The sequence below is a fragment of the Photobacterium jeanii genome, from assembly GCF_001650345.1.
GTDB classification, from domain to species: domain Bacteria; phylum Pseudomonadota; class Gammaproteobacteria; order Enterobacterales; family Vibrionaceae; genus Photobacterium; species Photobacterium jeanii.
Window position 1 is genome coordinate 442,068 of sequence record NZ_LVHF01000012.1, and the last position, 20,797, is coordinate 462,864.

General features: G+C 40.2%; 25 protein-coding genes. 3 read left to right on the plus strand and 22 right to left on the minus strand.

The window, feature by feature from the left end; all coding sequences use genetic code 11:
* Window positions 1-12 precede the first annotated feature (12 nt).
* From A3K86_RS03365 to A3K86_RS03375, 3 genes are all read right to left on the minus strand, one after another.
* Window positions 13-1,542 carry a hypothetical protein gene (locus tag A3K86_RS03365; protein WP_068327678.1) on the minus strand — a complete coding sequence of 510 codons (1,530 nt, stop codon included), beginning with the start codon at window positions 1,540-1,542 and terminating at the stop codon, window positions 13-15.
* Window positions 1,543-1,610: 68 nt separating this feature from the next.
* Window positions 1,611-2,783: a hypothetical protein gene (locus tag A3K86_RS03370; RefSeq protein ID WP_146145579.1), complete on the minus strand. Its 1,173-nt coding sequence runs from the start codon at window positions 2,781-2,783 to the stop codon at window positions 1,611-1,613.
* Window positions 2,784-2,803: 20 nt separating this feature from the next.
* Window positions 2,804-3,349, minus strand: a complete 546-nt coding sequence (locus tag A3K86_RS03375) for an outer membrane beta-barrel protein (protein WP_068327684.1) — start codon at window positions 3,347-3,349, stop codon at window positions 2,804-2,806.
* Window positions 3,350-3,556: 207 nt separating this feature from the next.
* On the opposite strand from A3K86_RS03375, the gene A3K86_RS03380 reads away from it, so the two are divergent.
* A complete protein-coding gene (locus A3K86_RS03380) occupies window positions 3,557-4,051 on the plus strand; it encodes a peptidylprolyl isomerase (protein ID WP_068327686.1) in 495 nt (164 codons plus the stop codon).
* Between the two features lie 141 nt (window positions 4,052-4,192).
* Here A3K86_RS03380 and A3K86_RS03385 read toward each other — a convergent pair whose 3' ends face one another.
* The 5 genes from A3K86_RS03385 to A3K86_RS03405 form a co-directional block, all read right to left on the minus strand.
* Entirely contained in the window at window positions 4,193-4,549 is a 357-nt protein-coding gene (locus A3K86_RS03385; RefSeq protein WP_068327688.1) for a hypothetical protein, read from the minus strand.
* A 14-nt stretch (window positions 4,550-4,563) separates the two neighbouring features.
* Entirely contained in the window at window positions 4,564-4,863 is a 300-nt protein-coding gene (locus A3K86_RS03390; protein ID WP_068327690.1) for a hypothetical protein, read from the minus strand.
* Entirely contained in the window at window positions 4,860-5,528 is a 669-nt protein-coding gene (locus A3K86_RS03395; RefSeq protein WP_068327693.1) for a class I SAM-dependent methyltransferase, read from the minus strand. Before A3K86_RS03395 ends, A3K86_RS03390 begins: the two co-directional genes overlap by 4 nt.
* 199 nt (window positions 5,529-5,727) lie before the next feature.
* The gene (locus tag A3K86_RS03400) at window positions 5,728-5,958 is read right to left on the minus strand and encodes a hypothetical protein (RefSeq protein WP_068327696.1); all 231 of its coding nucleotides are present in this window, start codon (window positions 5,956-5,958) and stop codon (window positions 5,728-5,730) included.
* A 126-nt stretch (window positions 5,959-6,084) separates the two neighbouring features.
* Window positions 6,085-6,657: a dioxygenase family protein gene (locus tag A3K86_RS03405; protein WP_068327699.1), complete on the minus strand. Its 573-nt coding sequence runs from the start codon at window positions 6,655-6,657 to the stop codon at window positions 6,085-6,087.
* Window positions 6,658-6,962: 305 nt separating this feature from the next.
* Between A3K86_RS03405 and A3K86_RS03410 the strand changes: the two genes are divergently transcribed.
* On the plus strand, window positions 6,963-7,316 hold the full coding sequence (locus tag A3K86_RS03410; protein WP_068327702.1) for a hypothetical protein: 354 nt from the start codon (window positions 6,963-6,965) through the stop codon (window positions 7,314-7,316).
* Between the two features lie 109 nt (window positions 7,317-7,425).
* Here the strand turns inward: A3K86_RS03410 and A3K86_RS03415 are convergent, their stop codons facing one another.
* The 7 genes from A3K86_RS03415 to A3K86_RS03440 all read right to left on the minus strand — a co-directional run bounded on the left by A3K86_RS03415 (window position 7,426) and on the right by A3K86_RS03440 (window position 13,000).
* Window positions 7,426-7,794 (minus strand): MmcQ/YjbR family DNA-binding protein, encoded by a 369-nt coding sequence (locus A3K86_RS03415; protein ID WP_068327705.1) that lies wholly within the window; start codon window positions 7,792-7,794, stop codon window positions 7,426-7,428.
* Window positions 7,795-7,824: 30 nt separating this feature from the next.
* Window positions 7,825-8,280, minus strand: coding sequence for a GNAT family N-acetyltransferase (locus tag A3K86_RS03420; RefSeq protein ID WP_415860028.1), 456 nt, complete (start codon window positions 8,278-8,280; stop codon window positions 7,825-7,827).
* A gap of 157 nt (window positions 8,281-8,437) precedes the next feature.
* Window positions 8,438-8,776 (minus strand): hypothetical protein, encoded by a 339-nt coding sequence (locus tag A3K86_RS03425; protein ID WP_068327708.1) that lies wholly within the window; start codon window positions 8,774-8,776, stop codon window positions 8,438-8,440.
* 17 nt (window positions 8,777-8,793) lie between these two features.
* Window positions 8,794-9,081, minus strand: a complete 288-nt coding sequence (locus A3K86_RS22440) for a YkgJ family cysteine cluster protein (RefSeq protein ID WP_084406496.1) — start codon at window positions 9,079-9,081, stop codon at window positions 8,794-8,796.
* Window positions 9,078-10,799: an ATPase gene (locus tag A3K86_RS03430; protein WP_068327710.1), complete on the minus strand. Its 1,722-nt coding sequence runs from the start codon at window positions 10,797-10,799 to the stop codon at window positions 9,078-9,080. The genes A3K86_RS22440 and A3K86_RS03430 overlap by 4 nt, the downstream gene beginning before the upstream one ends.
* 51 nt (window positions 10,800-10,850) lie before the next feature.
* Window positions 10,851-11,924: a chemotaxis protein gene (locus A3K86_RS03435; protein WP_068327713.1), complete on the minus strand. Its 1,074-nt coding sequence runs from the start codon at window positions 11,922-11,924 to the stop codon at window positions 10,851-10,853.
* Window positions 11,925-12,046: 122 nt separating this feature from the next.
* Entirely contained in the window at window positions 12,047-13,000 is a 954-nt protein-coding gene (locus A3K86_RS03440; protein ID WP_068327715.1) for a helix-turn-helix transcriptional regulator, read from the minus strand.
* 349 nt (window positions 13,001-13,349) lie between these two features.
* Between A3K86_RS03440 and A3K86_RS03445 the strand changes: the two genes are divergently transcribed.
* Window positions 13,350-14,876 (plus strand): YfcC family protein, encoded by a 1,527-nt coding sequence (locus A3K86_RS03445; protein WP_068327718.1) that lies wholly within the window; start codon window positions 13,350-13,352, stop codon window positions 14,874-14,876.
* A gap of 55 nt (window positions 14,877-14,931) precedes the next feature.
* Here A3K86_RS03445 and A3K86_RS03450 read toward each other — a convergent pair whose 3' ends face one another.
* The 7 genes from A3K86_RS03450 to A3K86_RS03480 form a co-directional block, all read right to left on the minus strand.
* The gene (locus tag A3K86_RS03450; RefSeq protein WP_068327721.1) at window positions 14,932-15,303 is read right to left on the minus strand and encodes a zf-TFIIB domain-containing protein; all 372 of its coding nucleotides are present in this window, start codon (window positions 15,301-15,303) and stop codon (window positions 14,932-14,934) included.
* Between the two features lie 40 nt (window positions 15,304-15,343).
* Window positions 15,344-15,745 (minus strand): hypothetical protein, encoded by a 402-nt coding sequence (locus tag A3K86_RS03455; RefSeq protein WP_068327724.1) that lies wholly within the window; start codon window positions 15,743-15,745, stop codon window positions 15,344-15,346.
* A 211-nt stretch (window positions 15,746-15,956) separates the two neighbouring features.
* The gene (locus A3K86_RS03460; protein ID WP_068327728.1) at window positions 15,957-16,610 is read right to left on the minus strand and encodes a class I SAM-dependent methyltransferase; all 654 of its coding nucleotides are present in this window, start codon (window positions 16,608-16,610) and stop codon (window positions 15,957-15,959) included.
* A gap of 223 nt (window positions 16,611-16,833) precedes the next feature.
* Complete coding sequence (locus A3K86_RS03465; RefSeq protein WP_068327731.1) at window positions 16,834-17,625, minus strand: carbon-nitrogen hydrolase family protein; 792 nt, start codon at window positions 17,623-17,625, stop codon at window positions 16,834-16,836.
* A 41-nt stretch (window positions 17,626-17,666) separates the two neighbouring features.
* Window positions 17,667-18,062, minus strand: a complete 396-nt coding sequence (locus tag A3K86_RS03470) for a DUF2391 family protein (protein WP_068327734.1) — start codon at window positions 18,060-18,062, stop codon at window positions 17,667-17,669.
* 49 nt (window positions 18,063-18,111) lie between these two features.
* Window positions 18,112-19,020, minus strand: coding sequence for a DMT family transporter (locus tag A3K86_RS03475; protein ID WP_084406497.1), 909 nt, complete (start codon window positions 19,018-19,020; stop codon window positions 18,112-18,114).
* A 200-nt stretch (window positions 19,021-19,220) separates the two neighbouring features.
* Entirely contained in the window at window positions 19,221-20,462 is a 1,242-nt protein-coding gene (locus A3K86_RS03480; RefSeq protein ID WP_068327740.1) for a serine hydrolase domain-containing protein, read from the minus strand.
* Between the last annotated feature and the right edge of the window lie 335 nt (window positions 20,463-20,797).

Below are 20,797 nucleotides of genomic sequence, written 5' to 3' on the forward strand. Positions count from 1 at the left end.
AATAAGCCACTATCAATTTGCTGGGGTTCCAATATACTTAACGCCTACGTAATCCTTTTCATAGATGACTGAATTGCCAACTTCACGCAGCTGAATATTTGTTATAAAGTTTGTTTCATACTCATTACTATTTAAGGTGATGGTTTTATTATCATCTAAAGTCGCATCCATGTGGTCAGCTGCGATTGACTGCCACATAGAAGGTAAATCACTTAAACTATTACCTGTATAGCTATTACCGACAGTATCTATAATAGTAACGTTAACGCTACCATCAAAATTGAACTCTCCTACGATACTAATTATTACAGTGCCTACTCCTGGCTTTATTATAAAAGCTTTTGTATTTATAAGAACGGTATTGCCAGATGTATTTTTAACTGTAGGGAAAGTGCCTGTAATATCAAAATCATTTAATGAAGCACCGTTTGACTCACCAATAATTTGATCATAGCTTGGATAATATTCCGCATAATCATCAAAATATTTACCAACCATCTTGATCTCTACCGAACCATCTACATCTATTTCTTCAGTATGATTTCTATTTGGATCACTAATGCGCTCTTTACTAATAGAAGGGGTAGGAACCGATGCCACAGTATAGCTAGCAGCCACTGTTTCATCTAGCGTATGTATACCACCTGCTTCTGAGGTTGAATCCCAACGACAATTATCTTTCATTACTGCATAGTAATTAGCGCCTTTATCATATGCCTTATTTAAGCACTCCTTCGCATCTACCACAGTTTTATCGTCAGTGAACCATGTGGGTACTGGTAACTCAACAGGGGGATTCGATGGTAACTTGTCCCAGTCAGGAATAATGATTTCTACATTTCCCTCTTTATCCGAAACAACAAATTCACCATGCTTACCTGCATTGTTTTCAGACTCTGAAAGAGTATAAGTAATGTTTGACTCTAAGCTACCATAAAGTGCGTGATCAAATTTTATTACCGCATCTCCGCGTACATAGCCATAATAGTAATAATGACCGTTAGTCTCATCTTCGACCAAATTCATTGGTACACTATCTGAACCATCAGTGCTTTCTAACCTAACGAGACTTAAATTAGCAATATCGCTCTTTCTAAATACCGCTGTAATGTACATCCAATTATCATTCGTAAATTCCAATGGGAATGACATTTGAGTGTCATCAACATCGGCTAAAGCTCGATATGTATATACAGAAGAAACCACACCGCTAATAGTAGGGCTAGATTGATCATCATGATAAGCTACAATTTGTGCTGATTTTTTAATTGGAAAATCATAAGCACCATCACTAATTATATATCCAGTGCCTGAATAATTATCAGCATCGCCAAGTTCATTCACTTCAACCGTATAACCCTCAAGCTTTGGTGAATGTTGGTAACTAATCGTACTTGCTATCGCATAACTTTTAGTTTCCATTACTGGCGCAATAAACGTATTTACTTCAACAACTCGACTTTGATCAACTGTACTCTCACTTTCTGTATTACAACCTGAAAGCAAAGACAATAATGCTAAAGATAAAATGCTTCTCTTCATCGTCAAACCAAACTTATATAATAATTATAGAGAGCACCTAACCTAAATTAGGCGCTATATTGTTTTAATTAATCTTCTGTTACCTCGTGAGCAACAAGCCCCTTATCAAAAAACAAGTCATATTCAATAAACTCACCTTTAACATTGTTTTCTGTCGACACATAACACTCAGAATTCAGGTCATCCCAAGCATAGTGCGTTAAGCCAGTTGCAAACGCTTTATAATTACACTCATGCTCATAGTCAGCTCCACCCAAATATCTATCGCTAAAGTTTAGAGGTGCCGGTGTAATTCTAGCTTTTTCACCAACTAACTCTTCAGTATATGTACCATCATCTTGACGCAATAAACATGAACTAGCGACTGGGATATAGTGGCTTACCCCTTCTTTCATTGCACCTTGTTTACAACTTTCTACATCGGTATAAACATCATATTCTGTAAACTTCAACACTTCAGGTGGCGCAATTGGAGTAATGATTGGCAACTTAGTCCAATCCGGCTCTTCAATAATCACATTTCCGTCTTTTTTACTAACCACAAACTCGCCATGGTTACCTTCATTATTACCGGTTTCAGTAATATATGGGATATCTGTTGAAGTTGTTTTTCCCGTAAGTTCGGTAACTTCTAGCTTCGCATTTGCACGCACATAACCATAGAAATAGTGGTTTCCGTTAGCATCATCAACGCGAACCATCTCTACTTTTCTATTTTCACCATCTTCAACCAGTGAAACACTTTCAATATTAGCAATATCTTCATCACGGTATACCGCCGTAATATACATCCATCCATGATTGACAAACTTTAATTGAAATTCAACTTGAGTATTGCTGATTTCAGTTTGAGCATGGTAGGTATAGATTTGTGAGACATTACCATTAAGTTTGTCTGGGCTTTCAACATCATCTTTATGATAAGCAGTAATTATCGCTTCCCCAGTAACCGGGAAAGTAAAATTGCCATCGACAAGACTTAAACCTGTACGATGACCATTCTCACCACCATCTTGCAGCTCGTTAATTTCAACAACATAATCATCTAACTTCCAATCATGTTGATACTCATTGATGCTATTTACCCCTACAAGATTAGATTTCACCTCCATTACAGGCGCCACAGTTGTAGACATATCTACATATCGTTCTTGCTGGGGTTGATAAATATAATCCTCTGAATCATTACAGCCAGATAAAGCAATTATTACAGAGGATAGTATTATTGATTTTTTAAACATATTTCCCTCAATATAGGTAACTAGAATTTATAACCAACACCTAAATAAAGTGTTGAAATATCAACATGTGAATATTCACCATTGATATCTATTACTTTGTAATTCGACTCTACGTAGTATGATGTTTTAGGTATGTCTACTTGCACGTCCAAACCAAAACTCACGCCATATTCAGAGTCTTTATTCTTTCCATTGGGTGAATCTAACTCTAAGTTATAATTCGCAATACCTAACATTGGAGAAAAACGAAACCACTGTATATCAGCAGGTCGATATGTCACACCAAGCATTAAATTCCACATAGACTCATCAATAGACAAACTATTTACATTATCGTTGCTGGCAGCATATTCGAAGTATCCTGTTGCTCCCCATTCAGAGTCTTTTGTGAATAAGGTATACGCTAGCCCTACCCCTTCAATCGTGGTATTCGCTAATTCCTGATCAGCTTTCATCTGTGCCAGACCGACTGACACATAATTTTCATACTTAGCTTCATTTGATAATGCAGAGCTAGAAATAAAGCCAAGTATGCATAGCGGTATGATTTTGCCTTTCTTTCTCATTGTTATTATTAAAGTTGTTAATTTTATACAGAATATCATCCAGTATAAAATTCAGCAACAGATACAACTAAAAAATGCTCGCCATATGTTACAGAGTGTTAACCTTTCTATAGCTATCCTTACTCTCTTAAGCCAATAAATGTTGTCCTTCATTTTCTAGCATGCGTATAATTCCCACCGGAAATAGCAACTAACACGGTTAAACTAATGATTATTCTAAGCACCAACATGGGCGACATTGAGATTGAGTTGAACATGGAGCGCGCGCCAGTCACTTGTAAGAACTTTTTGAAATACTGTCAGGAAGGTTTTTACGAAGGCACTATTTTTCACCGTGTGATCAAAGGCTTCATGATCCAAGGTGGTGGCCACACTGCTGACATGACTGAAAAGCCAACACATGCACCTATCGCGAATGAAGCTAATCGTGGCCTGAAAAATGAAATCGGTACTATCGCAATGGCACGTACTGATGCACCACATTCAGCAACAGCGCAATTCTTTATTAACTTAGATAACAATGATTTCTTGGATCACACTGCTACCACCAACATGGGCTGGGGTTATTGTGTGTTTGGTAAAGTGACTGCGGGTATGGATGTAGTGAAGAAAATTGCCGTTGTTCGCACAACCTGCAAACGTGGCCACGACGACGTACCAAGTGAGCCAATCGTAATTGAAAAGGTCACTATTAAAGAGTAAGCACAGCTCACTCTGTCGGGTATGAAACCACAAAAAAAGCACTGACTTCGTCACATTCGTGAATACAAGTCAGTGTTTTTTTTCGTTTATATACGAGAGACTTACCACAGCAAACAAGCTGCAATAACAATAGAGAAGCAGTTAGATCAATAAACAAACCAGTAAGCTGAATGCCCCAGAAATAAACAACTTGGTACTTAACCCAAGATCTACTGTCGTCTGGTGCGATGCTTCTGTCGATTCGTCGGCAAGCGATGCCGCCATTCTGGTTGCTTTCGATGGACTGTGATGTAAGTGATTAATGCCTCTGGGCGTGGAGAACAAGAAAAAAGCACCAATAGCCCATTGAATCACAAGAGCGTAGAAAAAGTAGTCGCTCAAAAAACGAATCTCAATTGCCCCCCACAACCAATCACCCACCTTCAGTAAGGCAAAAATAACCCCGTGGCTAATCGCAATAAAAAATACAGCCGCTAATACATTCCTTGTATATTGCATCGCTCTCCTTACTTTTACTCATTCCTTAACACTGAATATGGCTCATACTCAATTTTGCTATAGGTGCCTTCATCCAATTTTAAGGTATGACAATCTACTTCAGCATCTTCACCGAGCAAATTCACCTCTATCCACAGTTGATTATCTTGATCGATCATCCAAACTCGCCATAGTAACTCGGAAGATACCACTAACTGGTAGATACGCGCATTATCAAACAAATCATGCGCTTCATTATTGACTGCGACCGCTAAATCTTGCGGCAGCGTGTGTACATTAACTAAATAATCAATCATGATCTGGTTTATTGTCATACTGCGACGGCAGCCTCTATCGTTTGATTTTCTGTGACTTTTCGTTTGGTCGCAGACAAGTAAACCGCTTTCACTGATTTACCCAACACCTGCGTTGTGATGTTTTCAAATTTTGCAGTACTAGCAAGTGAGCTGGCAAGTTGAGGAGTCATCATGGTTGATGAACCAGACTTAGCACCATAGGTTTTTACGAAGCGGTACTTAAGCCCAAGCTTATTGAAAAAGCTCATGCCATCTAAAGTGAAGCTCATCGCCATCAGCTTACCTTCCGGCTTTAATACCCGATTAGCCTCGGCTAATGCGCGTTCTGGCTCTGGGATCACATGCAGTAAGTTCGCCATAAACACAGTATCAAAACTGTTATCTTCGTAAGGCAAAGCAAAACAGTCAGCAGATTCCACGGTTACATGCTCAATACCATCAAAACGCTCTTTGGTAACCGCCACCATATCTTCTGAAAGATCTGTCGCTGTAATATGGCTGGCAGAATCCACAAAACATGATGTGTATGTACCATTACCGCAGCCAAGCTCAAGCATCTTGCCCAAATTCGTGACCGACAACAGTGCAACTTTAACTCGCTGAATATCTTTTATTCCAACGACGTAGTTATTCTTTTCTTCAAAACTACTCGCAAATTGCTCCCACTTATTTTCGTCCGCCATCCCTTATCATCCCTTCTTGAAATCACTTAAAACTCTTATTTCACAAAACCACAAATAAGAATAATTATCAAAAAGAAAAATAATAGCAGCAATTTTTTTGTTGAATTGTGAGTCACTCTATTAAAAGCAATTTTCGGCATCTAACTTGCACAGCAAAATCATCGCTTAGACCTAACAAAAACGACCTTATAGCAAAAACCTAAGAAGTGCCTTTCTTCAAAGAACGCAGTGTTTCTGCAATCAAAAAGAAAGTAATGAAAAATGATAGAAAGCTGAAAACCCCGACTGTCATTATCCCTAGTTCATCTGGAGTGATGCTAGTGATCAGTTTAGGTTTTTCCAGATACGCTTTCTCTATAATGAAATCCTTTCGTAACTGATTGGCGCTATCAGGCGTGAGTAAGAAGTTATCTTTGAGGTTATTTTGCATAAAATAAAAGCACAGTGATAAGACGGCGCAAGTATAATTACACTACTATCAGTAAGGCAATCACTAAGCCTAACCGTGACACCATGTCTTATCTCCAACATTCATATTGGCGCATTCTGCTGTTTTTTACGCCGACAATACGAACTCAAAATAAGCTTGTTGATCATCTTGGCTATCAGCAATGTGCATTTGAAGGTGCTGTCGTTCACTCCCGCCCCACCATTCGTTCCCTGTTTGCTCTGGAAGATAGAGCTGAGTGGTGAGTAGTTCTTGTTTTCCCCGCCATAGCTTAACGTGAATATGAGGCGGACGCGGCCCGTAAGGTACCGGATAAATAGTTCGAAATGCATAACGTCCACGCTCATCCGTCTGAACCGAACCAAAGCCAGCAAAGTGAGAGTCGAAATTTTGGTTATTCGGCTGCTGAGGATGATCGTAAATACCATTGGCATCACACTGCCAAATTTCAATACGAATGCCATTAAGTGGCTGACCAGCTTTGTTCAGCACTTGCCCCTTCAGCATCATTTCTTTGCCTTTCAGCCCAGCATCACTTAGAACCAAATCACTTCGATCTGGAATCGCAACAACAGGGTAAAACGGCCCTTCTGCCTGGCTAGGCGTTAGTTGCTTTTCATTTCCTCGTGAAGGAAAGGCAAGCCAAACTGCCGAAATGGCTAAAAACTGACGTCGCTTCATTGTACTCTCTCACTTAATCGCAATATAAACTAAGTGTGGCTCACAAGACGTATTTTGCCTGTACGTTTATCTCAACGTTCTAAGACTCATCTCTCAGGCTGATCAGCAAAAGCGCAATACCTACTAACTTAAAGCAACAAAACGCTAAGTTGCTGTGAATTATGCGATTTAAACCCCAATAGAAAATATTCAATATTGAACATTTACATGCAGTATTTATATCCTATTACTATGCAACGCTCATAATACAAAGATGCGCTGAGTATCAGCGCTCACCTAATTCAATTTCAAAGGACGAAGTTTTAATGAATACTCCATTACGAGTGCTAGTGGGACTAGTCGGAATTGTTTCTATCTTAATTGGCTTATTATTTATGGGTGGCGGTCAACTCTTTGATAGCATAATGGCAGCCGAAGGTATCTACTTAGGGCAGTCACTCTTTACTATATTAGCGCTCAGCTTTTTTGTTATTGGCGGGCTGGGTACTTACGGGGCTTTTGCGGCTAATAAACTATGCTGTGGTATTTTCTTAGCCCTACTTTTGTTTGGCTGGCCTATTGGAACTATTTACAGCGCAATTTGCTTCCTCATTATGATTACAACCACTGACAGTGACGAAAATCAAAACCAAGAACAGAATCAAGAGCAAACCCAATAGCCAGTTTGTTATCACCATTTGACTATCACCCTTTAACTATCAGTCAGAACGCATAAAGGTCAGCTTTTGCTGACCTTTATTTTAATTCGAGGAAGACCGTTAGACTGACTTATTCAGGTTGGTTTAACCCTAATTCTTTTTGCTTTTTCTTCGTTAGCCCTAAAGATACGAGGCGATAAGATTCATCCAGATAGTATTTCAGTTCTTCATCAGTTTCTGCGGTACTGTCAAAGTGCTGAATCCATTTCATGCCACGAGTAGCAAAATATGGTGCAGGTTTATACCCATCCTTTTCGCTTAAAAAGACATAATTAAGATCTGACGTTTTGAACACAAAAGCAGGTTTATCCTCAGAGCCCCAGCCACCAATGGCGAACACTTTACCACCGACTTTCCAAACATGCGCATTACCCCACTGCATAACATAAGTTGTAGCAACTTTTGCACGGCAAAAATCATTAAACTCTTCAAACGTCATCGCATTGCTCTCCCAGCTTTATAATGCTGACTATAGTTCAATAGCCAATCGCAGCATATCTTTGTGCTGAACGCCATACTCAAAAATGGGCTCAGAGTAATTATCGAGAAAATGATCCTTGATGATGGCATCAACTCTAAAGCCTAAGCGCTGATAATAAGTAAGCTGATAACCAAAACTTCCCGTACCTAACTCAACTCGCGTAACACCATTTGATGCTAATTGTTCGAGTGAATATGAAAGCAACTTAGTACCAATGCCTTGCGCTTGAAGTGACGGTGTCACTGACACATTAAATATCTCTACTACATCTTCACCCTTTATAGGGTTAGCAATACAAACACCGACGATAGACTTATCATGCATTGCCGCAAAACAGTAGCCGTTCTGTGCCCATAAATATGAGTTCACACTCTCCTCACAAGGATCTGCTTCTAGTAATAAACTCATTGGGATTTGTGACGGCGTTATGCGTTGAAGACTCAATTTTTGAGGTTTGCTGGAGTCAGTATTATTCACGATTACGCCACTCATGCTCTTGATAATAAATCCCCGCTAGTATGCCACGCTTAAGGCAACAAAGGCTGAACCAAGAATACAATCAAACTCACGCTGACTAACTTCTTATCTTTCAGATCTATCGCTAACCCAGCACACGTTGGAAAATAAAGGTAATGACCGCCATAGATGCAATACCAATATTAATCAGCAACATCTTCTTCTCATGCTGACGTTCTAGCAATAAACGGGCTTCTAACTCTTGTTTGTTTTTCTGATGTAACTCGTCAACCATTGTCATCACATCTTGCTTAAGACGTTTACCCGCTTGCTCGATACGCTCATCAACCATATCTAAAACAGGCACAAACTGCTTGGTGGCTAACTCACCCTCTTTTGCTGTCTCAACCACGCTTTTAGCATCATTTACTGAGGTATTAAATTTATCGAGTGCACTTCCAAATTTATCTAACTTATTTAGCATGACTTCCTCACTTGTCATTATGACGACCAACCTTGTGGCTCGGGTAAACTGCGGCAAATAACCAAATTCATATCAACGAACTCCTGCCACTCATATTGCTCTGAATAATTTTGTTGATATTGCAACTCAACCCGACATATCTCAGGACGCTGTTCATAGATCTGGCACTGCTTAGAATGCGTGTCGAGATAGCGGCAGGTACCGTCACCTCTGTCTAGCGCTTTCGTCAACTCAGACAAATGCACATTGCCACAACATTTACCGCAGCCATTACAGGGAAACGGTGCTCGCTTCACACTACTCATAAACTGGCTAACCAATCACGAGTACTGTTTAAGTTGCCAGCCTCGAAAGGTAAATCGATATTTCTTCGTTCGACCTCTTTCTTTAAGACTAAGCCTTTTTCATACTCTGTATTCATTGCAGCTAAATTATCGTTAAATGCCCGTAATTCGCATGGGTTTAAGTTAAATTCAATGGCTGCTAACTCTGAAAGATACCGATCTAGCTCTGCATTAACCTTCTGAAAGTATTCAAGAGTCTGCTTCGCTTGGCTTTTGAATTTATTTAAGAAGTTCCACACTTTTTGCATCAGCGCACTATGGTCGAGAAAGTAGCTAATGCCTAACGTCATTAAACCTGTCGCAATCGCACTGACAAACGCGGCAATTTCGCTACCAAATGGGAATGTCATTATTGAAGCAAGATGCTGATTTAGGATGACGCCCATCGCAACGGCGACGCCTGTCGATAAAATGCGTGTGACTTCACGAACCAAGTCGCCAGCAGAGAGTTTATTCGGATTAAAGAAAATCAGCTTAGCGGCAGAAACCAGACTAGACCACATCTCACGCAGCAATTTCCCAATTGCCTTTTGAGTGGTGAAGAAAATGTTCATTACAGTGGTAGTTAAGCTCGAAAGTACACCGGCTATCGCGCCATCTTTGAACTCAACCAAAATCGCTTTAAAGCGCACTTTAATACGCTGCCAGATATCGGTTGCGAGCTGCTTTAAACGGGCAAGAAAACCTTTCAAGGTGAAGTTCTCTTTCGCTTCATTAAACAAAAACGGTAAATGCTCTTTAAGTTCAAACCACACTTCAGCAAAAATGAGCCCTAACGCTTGGCGCATCCCCATTTTAAAGCCAGCACTCACAGAGGCATAAGCGGTACTCTTTAGAAACTTACTACTAGTGTAATACTGCTGATTAATTTGCTGATCATACTGCTTACGCGCATGGTTATCAGCCTCTCGCATTTTTTCATGATCAAGACTTTCCAGTACATCTAAGTGTTCTTGCTCTTTGCGAACCTTATCTTCTACTTTGCGTTTTTCATGACGCTGTTGAGCGGTATCCATTGGCATATCCGCCAACTTTGCTTGATACGCTCTGATGCTCTCTTTCTTCGATGTGATTGTTCGTGGCAACACATCACCTAAAAACTCATCCATCGAATGCGCAGACTTAAGGTTGTTAACGTAAGAGTGCGTCGATTGGAAGTTTGAGCTTTGATTGGCTAATTCAACACCATCAAGCCCTGCTAACACACGTCCAGCATCATTATGCACCTCATGAGACGAGATGATATGGTCAAGCTGGCGATTTTCGTTTTGCGTCATCGCTTGATCGCGATAAGCATCGTACAAATCACCATTTTGGTGGCTCTGTTTATCTTCTGCCCCCCTTTGCTTATAGCCAGCATCAGAATGATAGCGATCGACCTTTACCGCTTTACCCTGGCTATTAAACACCGTATTGCCATTTTCATCTGTCTTTACTGGCTTATAGGCGCCGCGATCTGCATATTCTTGCTTTATATGCTGTGCAAGGTGAATGTCTGTTTCACCTTGTTGGTGCTGACGTACATTATGAACAGTGGCAACGTCGCCACCTTTTTTATCTTCAAATAATAAAAAATCTAAACCAAATGACGTTACAAGACTTTGCACGACAGTATTGTGCAATTCTTCTTTTAGGTGAAAATCTCGAGTTACGTTAGATGCTGCTGTTACTGCTGTCATCGTTATTATTCTCTATATCAAAAAAGTGGCACCCAAGTGCCACTTCCTAAATCAAGCAAACTGACGTGAATCTTCTTGCGACTTAGCCATAGACGCTTTAATCGCTGATTCATTGATTACTTGCATGCCATCTTTATCTGTTTCGATTTCAACAACATTGTCTTTATTAATCACTACTTCACCGTTTGCATCATATTTCGGCTTAAACAATGGTGTTGTAATGATGTCAGTAAGGATTGCAGCAACTTGGTAGCCATTTTGAATTATGCGAATCACTTCATCTTCAACCGCTTTAATGTCACCGCCCGTATTAATCAATTGTTCCATCATTTTCAAACTGTCAAAGTAGGTTAAAAAGATCTGATAAACACGGTTAGTTTCAGTATAAATTTGATCTACATATAAGCGCGTTTTATTAAGCTGCTTTTTACCTTTGACCATTTTTGATACTGCGTCATCCACTTCAATTCGTGTTTCACGCGCATCGTTCAAAGCTTCTTCAGCGTGTGAAGCAAATGCCCAGCCCGCTACTGCAATGATTGGCGCAGCAACAACACCACCCAGTACCATTGCGCCGCCTGCCATGCCAAAACCACCAGCAGCGAGTGAACCGCCACCAATTGCAGCCATCGCCGCATTGTATGCTGCAGCACCAGATAACGCGGCAATAGGTGTACCTGTTGATGCCGCCGCTAAGGCCATAACACCGCCATACACGGCATAAGCTGCTGCCGCACCACCCATACCGCCAGCAACCACTTTGCTTAAGTACTCAGTCGCCGACAATGCCAAGCCATCAATTTCATCCAACTTATGCTGAGGGATATCAATCTTAAGATCGTGAGAACCCGACAGCTCTAATTGCGCTAATAACTTTTCAGCAATTGTGCGAAACTCTTTAAAGTCTTGACCTACTTTTAATTGAGATTCACCCAGCTTAGTTAAACTTCTATTGGTACGATCGTTAGCAACATCGAATACTTCTTTCTCGTTTTCGTAATCTTTTTTTGCTGACTCAAGAATTTCATTAGCTAATGTTTTATCTTGGTAACCATCGTAGCCTTTTTTTGCACCGTAACTTGCCGCAGCTACAGCGGCTCCAGCTAAAATAAATGGTAGTGGCATGACATTCCCCTTACTTTAATTTTTATTCGAACTTATTCCCTCACCAATAATCGGTGAGTAGAATGTAATTAAGCTTTAATCGCTAATTCTTATTGAATAAATGGCATGGATAGATTAACTATTTATTCTAAATAGCTAATATCCCATACATCATCTCCAAAGCTATTTAACCAACGCGTTAATCGTAAAGAATTAATCACAGTTGCTGATATAACGTAATAATCTTCATTCTCCACCACGGTCTGATCCTCAGCCAATGGAGTTTCTAATAAGTGATAACCTGCCGTTTTCGCAATATTAAACTTAAGCTGACATAACTGACCTTCACCAAAACCAAAGCGATCATCAGCATCGTATTTACTTAATTGAAAAGACGCAGGACGCTCAAAGTTAAACGATGAAACTGTTGCTTTAACAATGCGGTGAACCGCTAGGCTGCGTTCATTCTCAAAGCCATCGAAACGACAAACTAAATACAACCTTGGTCCCTGCTGCGCTAAACCTAAAGGCATCACAAGTGCTTGTCTTAATTGTTGGCGTGCATTTCGATACTCGATTTGCAGTAGACGATCTTGAAACAAAGCCTCACTTACCGATTGAAAAACTGAATTATCAATCTTTGGTGCTAATAGAGGTTGAGTATCACTTACGACTCTGACTTTATCTAACCAATCTCTTTCTCTAACTGATTCACTCATCGGCATCAGTTGACGTTTGGCTTCTGTAAAAAAACCGTCTAACGAGGTCATCACTTCACTCGGCAGTAAATTCTTCAAGTGCGCTTCAGCCATGAGTAGCAACAAAGCTTCATGAGCACTTAAATTCGGCATCGTTAGCCCTTTTGCCTGCTTATCCCATGAATATCCATAAGGCTTTGTTCGTTCATCTCGATCAATTTGAAAATGCTCACTAAGCATTTCCAAGTTACGCTGGATCGTGCGTATATCACGCCTGATCCCAATAGCATCAAGCTGATCCCGAAGCTGCGACGCGGTGACTTTTTGGTACCTTGGGATACGTTTTAACAACTCAAAAGCCAGCACTATCGACTCTTGAGTGCTTGTTCTCTTTGCCATCAGTACTCTCTACTAACCTCGAATGTCGTACTCCGCAGCAATAAGACATCGCCCTTTATACTTACTTGATAGGGCTATTATCAGTGACTGTACGACAGATTGTGTCGCACATTATACATACTCTCCCTCAACTTACAAAACACCATACTGTAATTATCGCTATTTTTATAATCCCTGTTAAGCAAAACGCCAAATCAAGGAATAAGCATTCATTATCATCTTGATTTAATTCAAATTATCACTCTTCACACTTTGAGATCTAGCCTGCATTATTACACTTGCTAACACATTACCTTATTAGCCTGAGTTGATTTATATCTTTTCTTTTAACGGCTTAGAGGTAATTCCTATGCAGCTTACCAAAGTCAAAACCCGAACTTTTCAGTTTCCAACCGCCTTTACAATTCTGTTTGCCATTACATTGCTTGCCATTGGGTTAACCTGGATTGTGCCCGCAGGCTCGTATTCAAAACTCTCTTACGACGCAAGCCAAAGCACGCTGTTGGTTGAAGATCCTCACGGCACTATCTCTAGTGTGCCAGCAACCCAAGAGGCGCTATCCGAACTCAATATCAATATTGCTATTGATCAATTTGTGAATGGCACGATCAAAAAGCCTATTGCGATCCCTGATACTTACGAACAACTAGCGCAATCACCCAAAGGGCTCAGTGACATCGCGATTGCAATGGTTGAAGGGACCATTGAAGGCGCTGATATCATCGTCTTTATTTTGATTTTGGGGGGCATGATTGGCGTTATTAACAAAACTGGGGCATTTAATGCAGGGTTAGTAACCTTATCGGAGAAAACCAAAGGGCGAGAGTTTCTCTTTGTCGCCATTGTTTGTGTGGTAATGGCACTTGGTGGCACCTCTTGTGGCTTGGAAGAAGAGGCCGTTGCCTTCTACCCTATCCTTGTACCTATTTTCCTCACACTCGGCTTTGACTCTATCGTTTGTGTCGGTGCTATCTTCCTTGCCGCCTCCATCGGCACTGCATTCTCAACCATTAACCCATTTAGTGTGGTTATCGCTTCCAACGCAGCAGGGATTTCATTTACTGAAGGGATTGGCGTTCGTACCTTTGGTCTAGTTGTCGGTATCATTACCGTTATTGGTTACTTGTATTGGTACTGCAAGAAAATCAAAGCAGATCCTTCTTTTTCATACACCTATGAAGATAGAGAAGCCTTCCGAGAACGCTTCTTGAAAGGTAAAGACTTAACCGAAAAAGTCCCATTCACCTTACGCCGTAAAGTGATTTTAGGTTTATTCACTATTGCCTTCCCAATGATGATTTGGGGTGTATCAACCCAAGGTTGGTGGTTTGGTCAAATGGCCGCCTCTTTCCTCACAATTGCCATTATCATCATTTTTATCTCAGGCTTAAGAGAAAAAGAAGCGGTTGAAGCGTTCACTCAAGGCGCATCAGAGCTGGTTGCTGTATCGCTTATTATCGGTATGGCGCGTGGAGTGAATATCATCCTTGAACAAGGCATGGTTTCAGACACTATTCTGGCTTGGGCATCAGAGCTGGTTTCAGGCATGCATGGTAGCGTGTTTGCAGTCAGCCAAATGTTTATCTTCTTCTTGCTTGGCTTGGTTGTACCATCGTCATCTGGCTTGGCTGTACTTTCTATGCCTATTATGGCGCCGCTTGCAGATACTGTAATGATCCCACGTGACATTGTAGTTTCGGCTTACAACTGGGGCCAATATGCGATGCTTTTCCTTGCACCGACTGGTTTGGTACTTGTCACCCTACAAATGCTCGATATTCCATTCAACAAATGGGTGAAGTTCGTATTACCTATCGTGATTTTCTTGCTAGGTTTTGGTTCTCTACTCTTAGTCGCACAAGTGATGATGCTGTAATCACATTCGTATAATAAAGAACACGGGGAACTCAGTTCCCCGTGCATATTTGCAATCAAACCCGCTCTGTCAGGCCAAATTTCTTAAAGAAATCCGATAAATCCAACGTTGCTAAATCTTTAAACTCACCAGCATCATAGAAACGTCCTTTACATGTCGGACAGCTTTCAAACCAAATATGCGGCTGTTTAGGGTCTACCAATCGAAGCAATTTATTATTTGGGCATACAGGGCAACTAATACGATCAACCACGTTATACGCTTTACCGACGGCTTCATCACCACAGTCGATTTCATCTGCTAACGGCTTCATCGCTTCAACTTCATAGGCATCAAGCCATAAACCTTTACACTCAGTGCAACGCTCAACATCGCCCAATGCAGTATGTAACTGCTCAAAGTTTGAATGGCATTTCGGACACTTCACATCTCTCTCCTTGTATTACACAACTTTTAACTCTTTAGTACTATTTCGTATATTTCCGATATAGTGATTCCACAGAGTGTTCAAATAGCTCTTTCAATTTGTATTTAGCATCTTTTAGAGTGACTGTTTCTAAACCAGTAGAAAAAGATTTACGCCCCAACAACCTCATAAAACCCGGTTTTGCCACGATATCAATGTCTAATAAACCATTATGTAATTCCATAGGTACAAACTGATAGCTCGCATAAACGTCGTCTTCATCGCCAAGCACAATAAAGAAGCCGCCACCTTCTCCATGTTGCTCAGATAAAATAAGTTCACTTTCCCATGGGTAATTATCAAATATCTCGCACAGCTCGCGATGAGATTTAACCTCTCTTTCGAAGTTTACCAATTCATCGCCACCATCACGATGTTGATAATAAACTTTAACCGAAGCCAATTGCCCCCCTTTGCTAAATATCTATTTAATAATGGATTTTACGTCATTAGCGCCTGCAATTTTCATTGTTGTAGTTTTATAGTGAAGTAGATCTCAAAACACTCCGTCATAGAGCGACTTGATTAGTAGCAGTCACAAAAAAGCGTAATATCAACGTTGATATTACGCTTTTAAGTTTATCCATTATGAAAAGTAATAAATATTTTATAGGCTAGGCTTTTATACCAGAGAATAAAGCGACACAACCAACGACCTGAATTTTCACATTAGAAAAATGCTGCTTAAGTGCCGTTTCAAGTGATTGAAGATCATCATTTTCGTTAGTAAAGATGCCTTTTTTGTTATAAAAGTCCATCAACTTTTGCGCAAAAACGTTTTTCGGTGTGCCTTGACCGAGAATCGTGCTTCCAAAAAGTACAGCCCCTTCGTTCATCACCTCTTTCAAATTAATGAAAACAGCACTCTTTTCTGATAAATCACCCGGCAAGCAATGCAGCAAGTAATTAATGCTTACAGAGTCAAACTTCTCACAGTTGAGCGACAAGGGTTCAAAGACATTTCGGCAGTAAACTTCAGGGTTTAAATGTTGAATAGCTCTAGACGTTGATTCCAAGCTATTATCATTCAAATCCACCAAGCCAATACGCTTAGTGTCCGTTGTTAAATGTTTCTTTAGGTAATACCCAGTACCTACCCCAACATCTAAGTGGTTATCGGTCACCTTCTCTACAAACTGTTGGCTGATCAGTCGCGTAGGACACTTCCATAAATAATGATTAGAAAAACCTAATACCCAAAGATCATAGATAGAAAGAACTTTTTTTGAATAGACAGCTTGACCTGCCTTGATAGCTTCTTGGTTCATATTTTGAAAAATTATTGTGTGGCAATAACACAAAACCTATACCAAAATGCATAAAAATCAAAGCTTACCAGATAGTTATTAATATAACTTTCACCAGCAAATCCACCTATACCGAACACCTAAGGCATTTTGGATTATTTTAAATTTAACTTAAGCTTATTTAATCAAAAACTGATTTTCTAAATAGCATTAAAACATTTGATTATTATGGATTATTTTTGTATTACACTCTTAATTGTTGTGTTATAGCTCTTATCTCAGAAAGCAAATCAACACCAATTACTTTCTTATTTTCAATGTGGGAACCCAAGATATCAACAGTCACTAATTCTTCATGTTGTGCAAATTGTACTAAATACTCGCCATTAGGTGTGCATAGTTGACTACTACCGCAATATTCTGCTGACAACTCTTTTGTTATGTCTTTACCTATGCGATTACAGGTCGCCACGTGCATGCTGTTTTCAATTGCTCGTGAACGCGACACATGTAAGCTATATGGGCCACCAAAATTAGCAGGATGCAGTAATACATCTATCCCTAGTTCCGCATATGGTCGAATAATTTCAGGAAACCACAGGTCAAAACACACAGCCACACCAAAAACCAAACCATGGTGTTTAAAGGTTAACAAGCTATCGCCTCTAGAAAAGTATTGTCTGTCTATATTGGTTTGGCTTATTTTTCGATATTTATGTTGTAATCCATGCTTATCAACGACAGCGATAGAATTGAAATATTGGTTATCTTCCACTTCAGCAACCCCAGCCACTATTGTTGTATTATGTGCTGACGCCAATTGAGTTAAGGCTGTTATTGTTAGGCTGTTAGTATAGTCTTCACACAGCGCATGAATTTCTTCCGGACTATTAAATATATAGCCCGTTGAGAATAGCTCAGGTAATAACACAAGTTCACCCACCTTATCGGCAGCTTCAAGCATGTTGGATAATTTAGCTATATTTTCCGCTTTGTTTTTATACACCACATCCATTTGAACAATTGATATATTCATAACATCCCTCCGAACTAACCCTCACAAAATATTAGAGACCATTATTCCTTATCAAAACTATCAACAATAATAGCTCCCATTGATGCTGGCATAGTGATCACAATTATTCGGCGAATTGAAGTAACGGGATCATCAAATAAAGGAAGCTTATCTATACATAACAACACTAAAAATACCACGAATGCTGTCATTAGATAGGCAATAACAATACGGAATAAAAACACGAACAGACGCTGACTCACGTTCTTTTGAAATACGCTTTGATACGTAAAAACACTAAGGAAAAGCACAGACAACATAAAGAGCATCAGTAAGTTAGGGATAGGTAACGTCTCACCTAACCGCCAAGCCTCTTCTGAAAATGAAATAGGAACAGCAAGCGCAAACGCACCAACAAAGACTTGGCTTGCATCTTCCATATTGAAGCTAATTTTCATGGCACTCCCTCGCCTATTTCACCCTAATTAAATCTCTAAAACCAGTCAGTTAAGCGCTCGCTTTGGTTGACGCAGGCTTAGCCTTCATACTACCAAACACATTGACTAGCGCCCCAAGTATGATCATCGCTCCCCCCACCATCGTCCAGAACGAAGGAACTTCATTAAAGACCAGCACGCCCAGAATAATAGAAAATACAACTTGTACGTAAGAATACGCCGTCGCTTTACTAGCAGCTGCTGTTTGCATTGCTTTAGTCAAACCAATTTGACCAATCTGGGTAAAGATCCCTACGAATAACAACAAAAACAATGCTTCAGTATCTGGCATAACAAATTTGTCACCCAACAAAAGCAAAGAGAAAGGCAAAGCAATCAGTGGGAAATAAAAAATGATCACTGAGCTATCTTCTGTTTTACTCAGCTTTTTCACTATCACGTAAGCGACAGCACTACCAAAAGCACCACAAAGTGCAACAGCTACGCTAAACATAGGCAATGATGATGCACTCTCAACCGACCAGCTTGGACTGACGATAAACATCAACCCCATGATGCTCAATGCAATACAAATCGCTGTCGATTTTTGAACACGTTCTCGTAGGAAAAATAGCGCTAAGAAAGCTGTAAACACCGGGTGCAAATATTGCAAAATTGTCGCTTCAGCTAAAGGCAATGTCGCTACGGCGTAATACACACAAACCAAAGCTAGTGAGCCTGCGACACCTCGTGCTACGAGTAGTTTTTTATTATTACCCCATATAGAAATCTTCTTACGTCTCACATCTACATAACTGATAATGAGAGACACAATTGCCCTCGCCGCCACAATTTCAAAAACAGGAATACCATAGGTACTCACTAGCTTTACACAGCTAGACATCAATGCAAAAGCCAATGCTGAGAGCAGCATGTATCTCACGCCAACAGGGATAAAATGAGTAATACGATCAGACATATTCAATAAACTACTAGATGTGATTCGAAGCCATGATCATATGAGACTCAGCTCGATAAGGAAAGGCGGATGTCTAACACAATTAGACATCCGCCTTTCCAGCATAACGCACAACACGCCCAACACATTATCGACCACAGGCTTTAATACTAAAAACACTCATAAATTCTTGCCGACTGCTTTCTAATGCGAAGAGCATATTAACTTGTTATTAGCCAGCCATACTCAAGCATTAAGCCTATTACTAGCTCTTTATTAAAGTTAGGTTTATTTGCATTAGTCAAAATAATCACGCCATAGCCTTCAGATTTATGCGCTAACATGGTTGATGAAAATCCTTTATTCCATCCGTCATGCATAAAATAACCTTGTCCGTCGATATTCGCTCCCATTAGAAACACGCCAAGCCCTACGGCTTGATTAATTGTTGGCGACGTCATTGTCTTTGCTGATGCTTGAGATAATACAACACCACTGTCGTCATGGAGTGCATTTTGAATATCAATGGCGAACTTAGCGAGATCCGATGCTGTGGTCCACAACCCTGCCGCTGCTTGCTCAGGGTAAACATGGTAATGCCCTGCCACTGGTTTGTTATTTTCCATATATCCAGTCGCGACAAAATCTGCCCGTACATTATCTATTGGCTGCTGAAAAGTACTTTGCTGCATTCCTAATGGCGACAGCACTTTTTGCTGCATTAAATGAGTAAAATCTGTATGTTCTTTGTCTACCAGTAGCTGCTGCAATACGCTATAACCGCCACCAGAATAGGCAAAATCAGTACCGGGAGTCTTAGCCACTTCGACTGAGGGTGAATTGGCGTTATTTTGCCCCAATAAACGTCCAAACAATGAAGCCCCTTCAAGCACCTCGGTAATTGACGGAATAGGCTTACCAACCTCGTAACCAGCAAAGCCTGATACTGTTAACCCTGCGGTATGATTTAATAGCTGTTTCACCAAAACAGGTGACGCAGCATTGTGTTCATTTTTTGGAATTTGCCAACTTTGTAGATATTCATTGGCTGGTGTGTTGAGGTTAAGTTTTCCTTCCTCGACAAGCTTTAAAGCTGCCACAGCTGTAACAGGTTTACTAATAGAAGCGACTTGAAAAAGTGTATCTGATGTCACTTCCTGTTGGGTTGCTATGTCTTTCCAGCCGAAATTAGCCACCCACGATATTTGTCTGTTTTGTATCAATGCGATACTAACACCAGGGATATCATAATCCCGCATACGAGATTCAATTGATTGCAGCTTCCCATTGAAGATTAATGCCGTTGGGACCGTATTTCCCCCATCACTGACTTTTGCCTGTGCACTAAAACCTATTAAAGAAATACCAACGATAACAAGTTTTTTTACAACCACGGTTTTAAATCTACACGCACAAAAAGCGCTTTCCATAAACTGTGAAGCGAAAATTGAAGTTTTCAACATTTCGGCACTCCCTATCCAATTCATTCCTAACTTTGTCACACCCTAGTCGGCATGCTCTCTTTCGCTACAGTGCCAAATTAAAGTCTTGAGCTCTTTCATTTGAAAAATTATTCAATAAAGCATGAATGTTTATTACTTGCCTGCCTTGCTATTCTTCTAATTTAACAAATCACTTTACAACAACTACTTGTTTATTTGCTTCAATAGATGATTCATTTTGATTTCTTATATTCAGAAACTAAAGCAGATGATTGATAACAAGCGATAGCGGACACTTTATACATATGGAAAGTCATAAAGCGAAATATTACATGGTGTTTATGCGCCGATTTTTC

Excerpts from the sequence above, each read along its gene's own strand:
- A3K86_RS03365 (WP_068327678.1), bottom strand. The coding sequence starts at position 1,542 with ATGAAGAGAAGCATTTTATCTTTAGCATTATTGTCTTTGCTTTCAGGT.
- A3K86_RS03370 (WP_146145579.1), bottom strand. The coding sequence starts at position 2,783 with ATGTTTAAAAAATCAATAATACTATCCTCTGTAATAATTGCTTTATCT.
- A3K86_RS03375 (WP_068327684.1), bottom strand. The coding sequence starts at position 3,349 with ATGAGAAAGAAAGGCAAAATCATACCGCTATGCATACTTGGCTTTATT.
- A3K86_RS03380 (WP_068327686.1), top strand. The coding sequence starts at position 3,557 with ATGATTATTCTAAGCACCAACATGGGCGACATTGAGATTGAGTTGAAC.
- A3K86_RS03385 (WP_068327688.1), bottom strand. The coding sequence starts at position 4,549 with ATGCAATATACAAGGAATGTATTAGCGGCTGTATTTTTTATTGCGATT.
- A3K86_RS03390 (WP_068327690.1), bottom strand. The coding sequence starts at position 4,863 with ATGACAATAAACCAGATCATGATTGATTATTTAGTTAATGTACACACG.
- A3K86_RS03395 (WP_068327693.1), bottom strand. The coding sequence starts at position 5,528 with ATGGCGGACGAAAATAAGTGGGAGCAATTTGCGAGTAGTTTTGAAGAA.
- A3K86_RS03400 (WP_068327696.1), bottom strand. The coding sequence starts at position 5,958 with ATGCAAAATAACCTCAAAGATAACTTCTTACTCACGCCTGATAGCGCC.
- A3K86_RS03405 (WP_068327699.1), bottom strand. The coding sequence starts at position 6,657 with ATGAAGCGACGTCAGTTTTTAGCCATTTCGGCAGTTTGGCTTGCCTTT.
- A3K86_RS03410 (WP_068327702.1), top strand. The coding sequence starts at position 6,963 with ATGAATACTCCATTACGAGTGCTAGTGGGACTAGTCGGAATTGTTTCT.
- A3K86_RS03415 (WP_068327705.1), bottom strand. The coding sequence starts at position 7,794 with ATGACGTTTGAAGAGTTTAATGATTTTTGCCGTGCAAAAGTTGCTACA.
- A3K86_RS03425 (WP_068327708.1), bottom strand. The coding sequence starts at position 8,776 with ATGCTAAATAAGTTAGATAAATTTGGAAGTGCACTCGATAAATTTAAT.
- A3K86_RS22440 (WP_084406496.1), bottom strand. The coding sequence starts at position 9,081 with ATGAGTAGTGTGAAGCGAGCACCGTTTCCCTGTAATGGCTGCGGTAAA.
- A3K86_RS03430 (WP_068327710.1), bottom strand. The coding sequence starts at position 10,799 with ATGACAGCAGTAACAGCAGCATCTAACGTAACTCGAGATTTTCACCTA.
- A3K86_RS03435 (WP_068327713.1), bottom strand. The coding sequence starts at position 11,924 with ATGCCACTACCATTTATTTTAGCTGGAGCCGCTGTAGCTGCGGCAAGT.
- A3K86_RS03440 (WP_068327715.1), bottom strand. The coding sequence starts at position 13,000 with ATGGCAAAGAGAACAAGCACTCAAGAGTCGATAGTGCTGGCTTTTGAG.
- A3K86_RS03445 (WP_068327718.1), top strand. The coding sequence starts at position 13,350 with ATGCAGCTTACCAAAGTCAAAACCCGAACTTTTCAGTTTCCAACCGCC.
- A3K86_RS03460 (WP_068327728.1), bottom strand. The coding sequence starts at position 16,610 with ATGAACCAAGAAGCTATCAAGGCAGGTCAAGCTGTCTATTCAAAAAAA.
- A3K86_RS03465 (WP_068327731.1), bottom strand. The coding sequence starts at position 17,625 with ATGAATATATCAATTGTTCAAATGGATGTGGTGTATAAAAACAAAGCG.
- A3K86_RS03470 (WP_068327734.1), bottom strand. The coding sequence starts at position 18,062 with ATGAAAATTAGCTTCAATATGGAAGATGCAAGCCAAGTCTTTGTTGGT.
- A3K86_RS03475 (WP_084406497.1), bottom strand. The coding sequence starts at position 19,020 with ATGTCTGATCGTATTACTCATTTTATCCCTGTTGGCGTGAGATACATG.
- A3K86_RS03480 (WP_068327740.1), bottom strand. The coding sequence starts at position 20,462 with ATGTTGAAAACTTCAATTTTCGCTTCACAGTTTATGGAAAGCGCTTTT.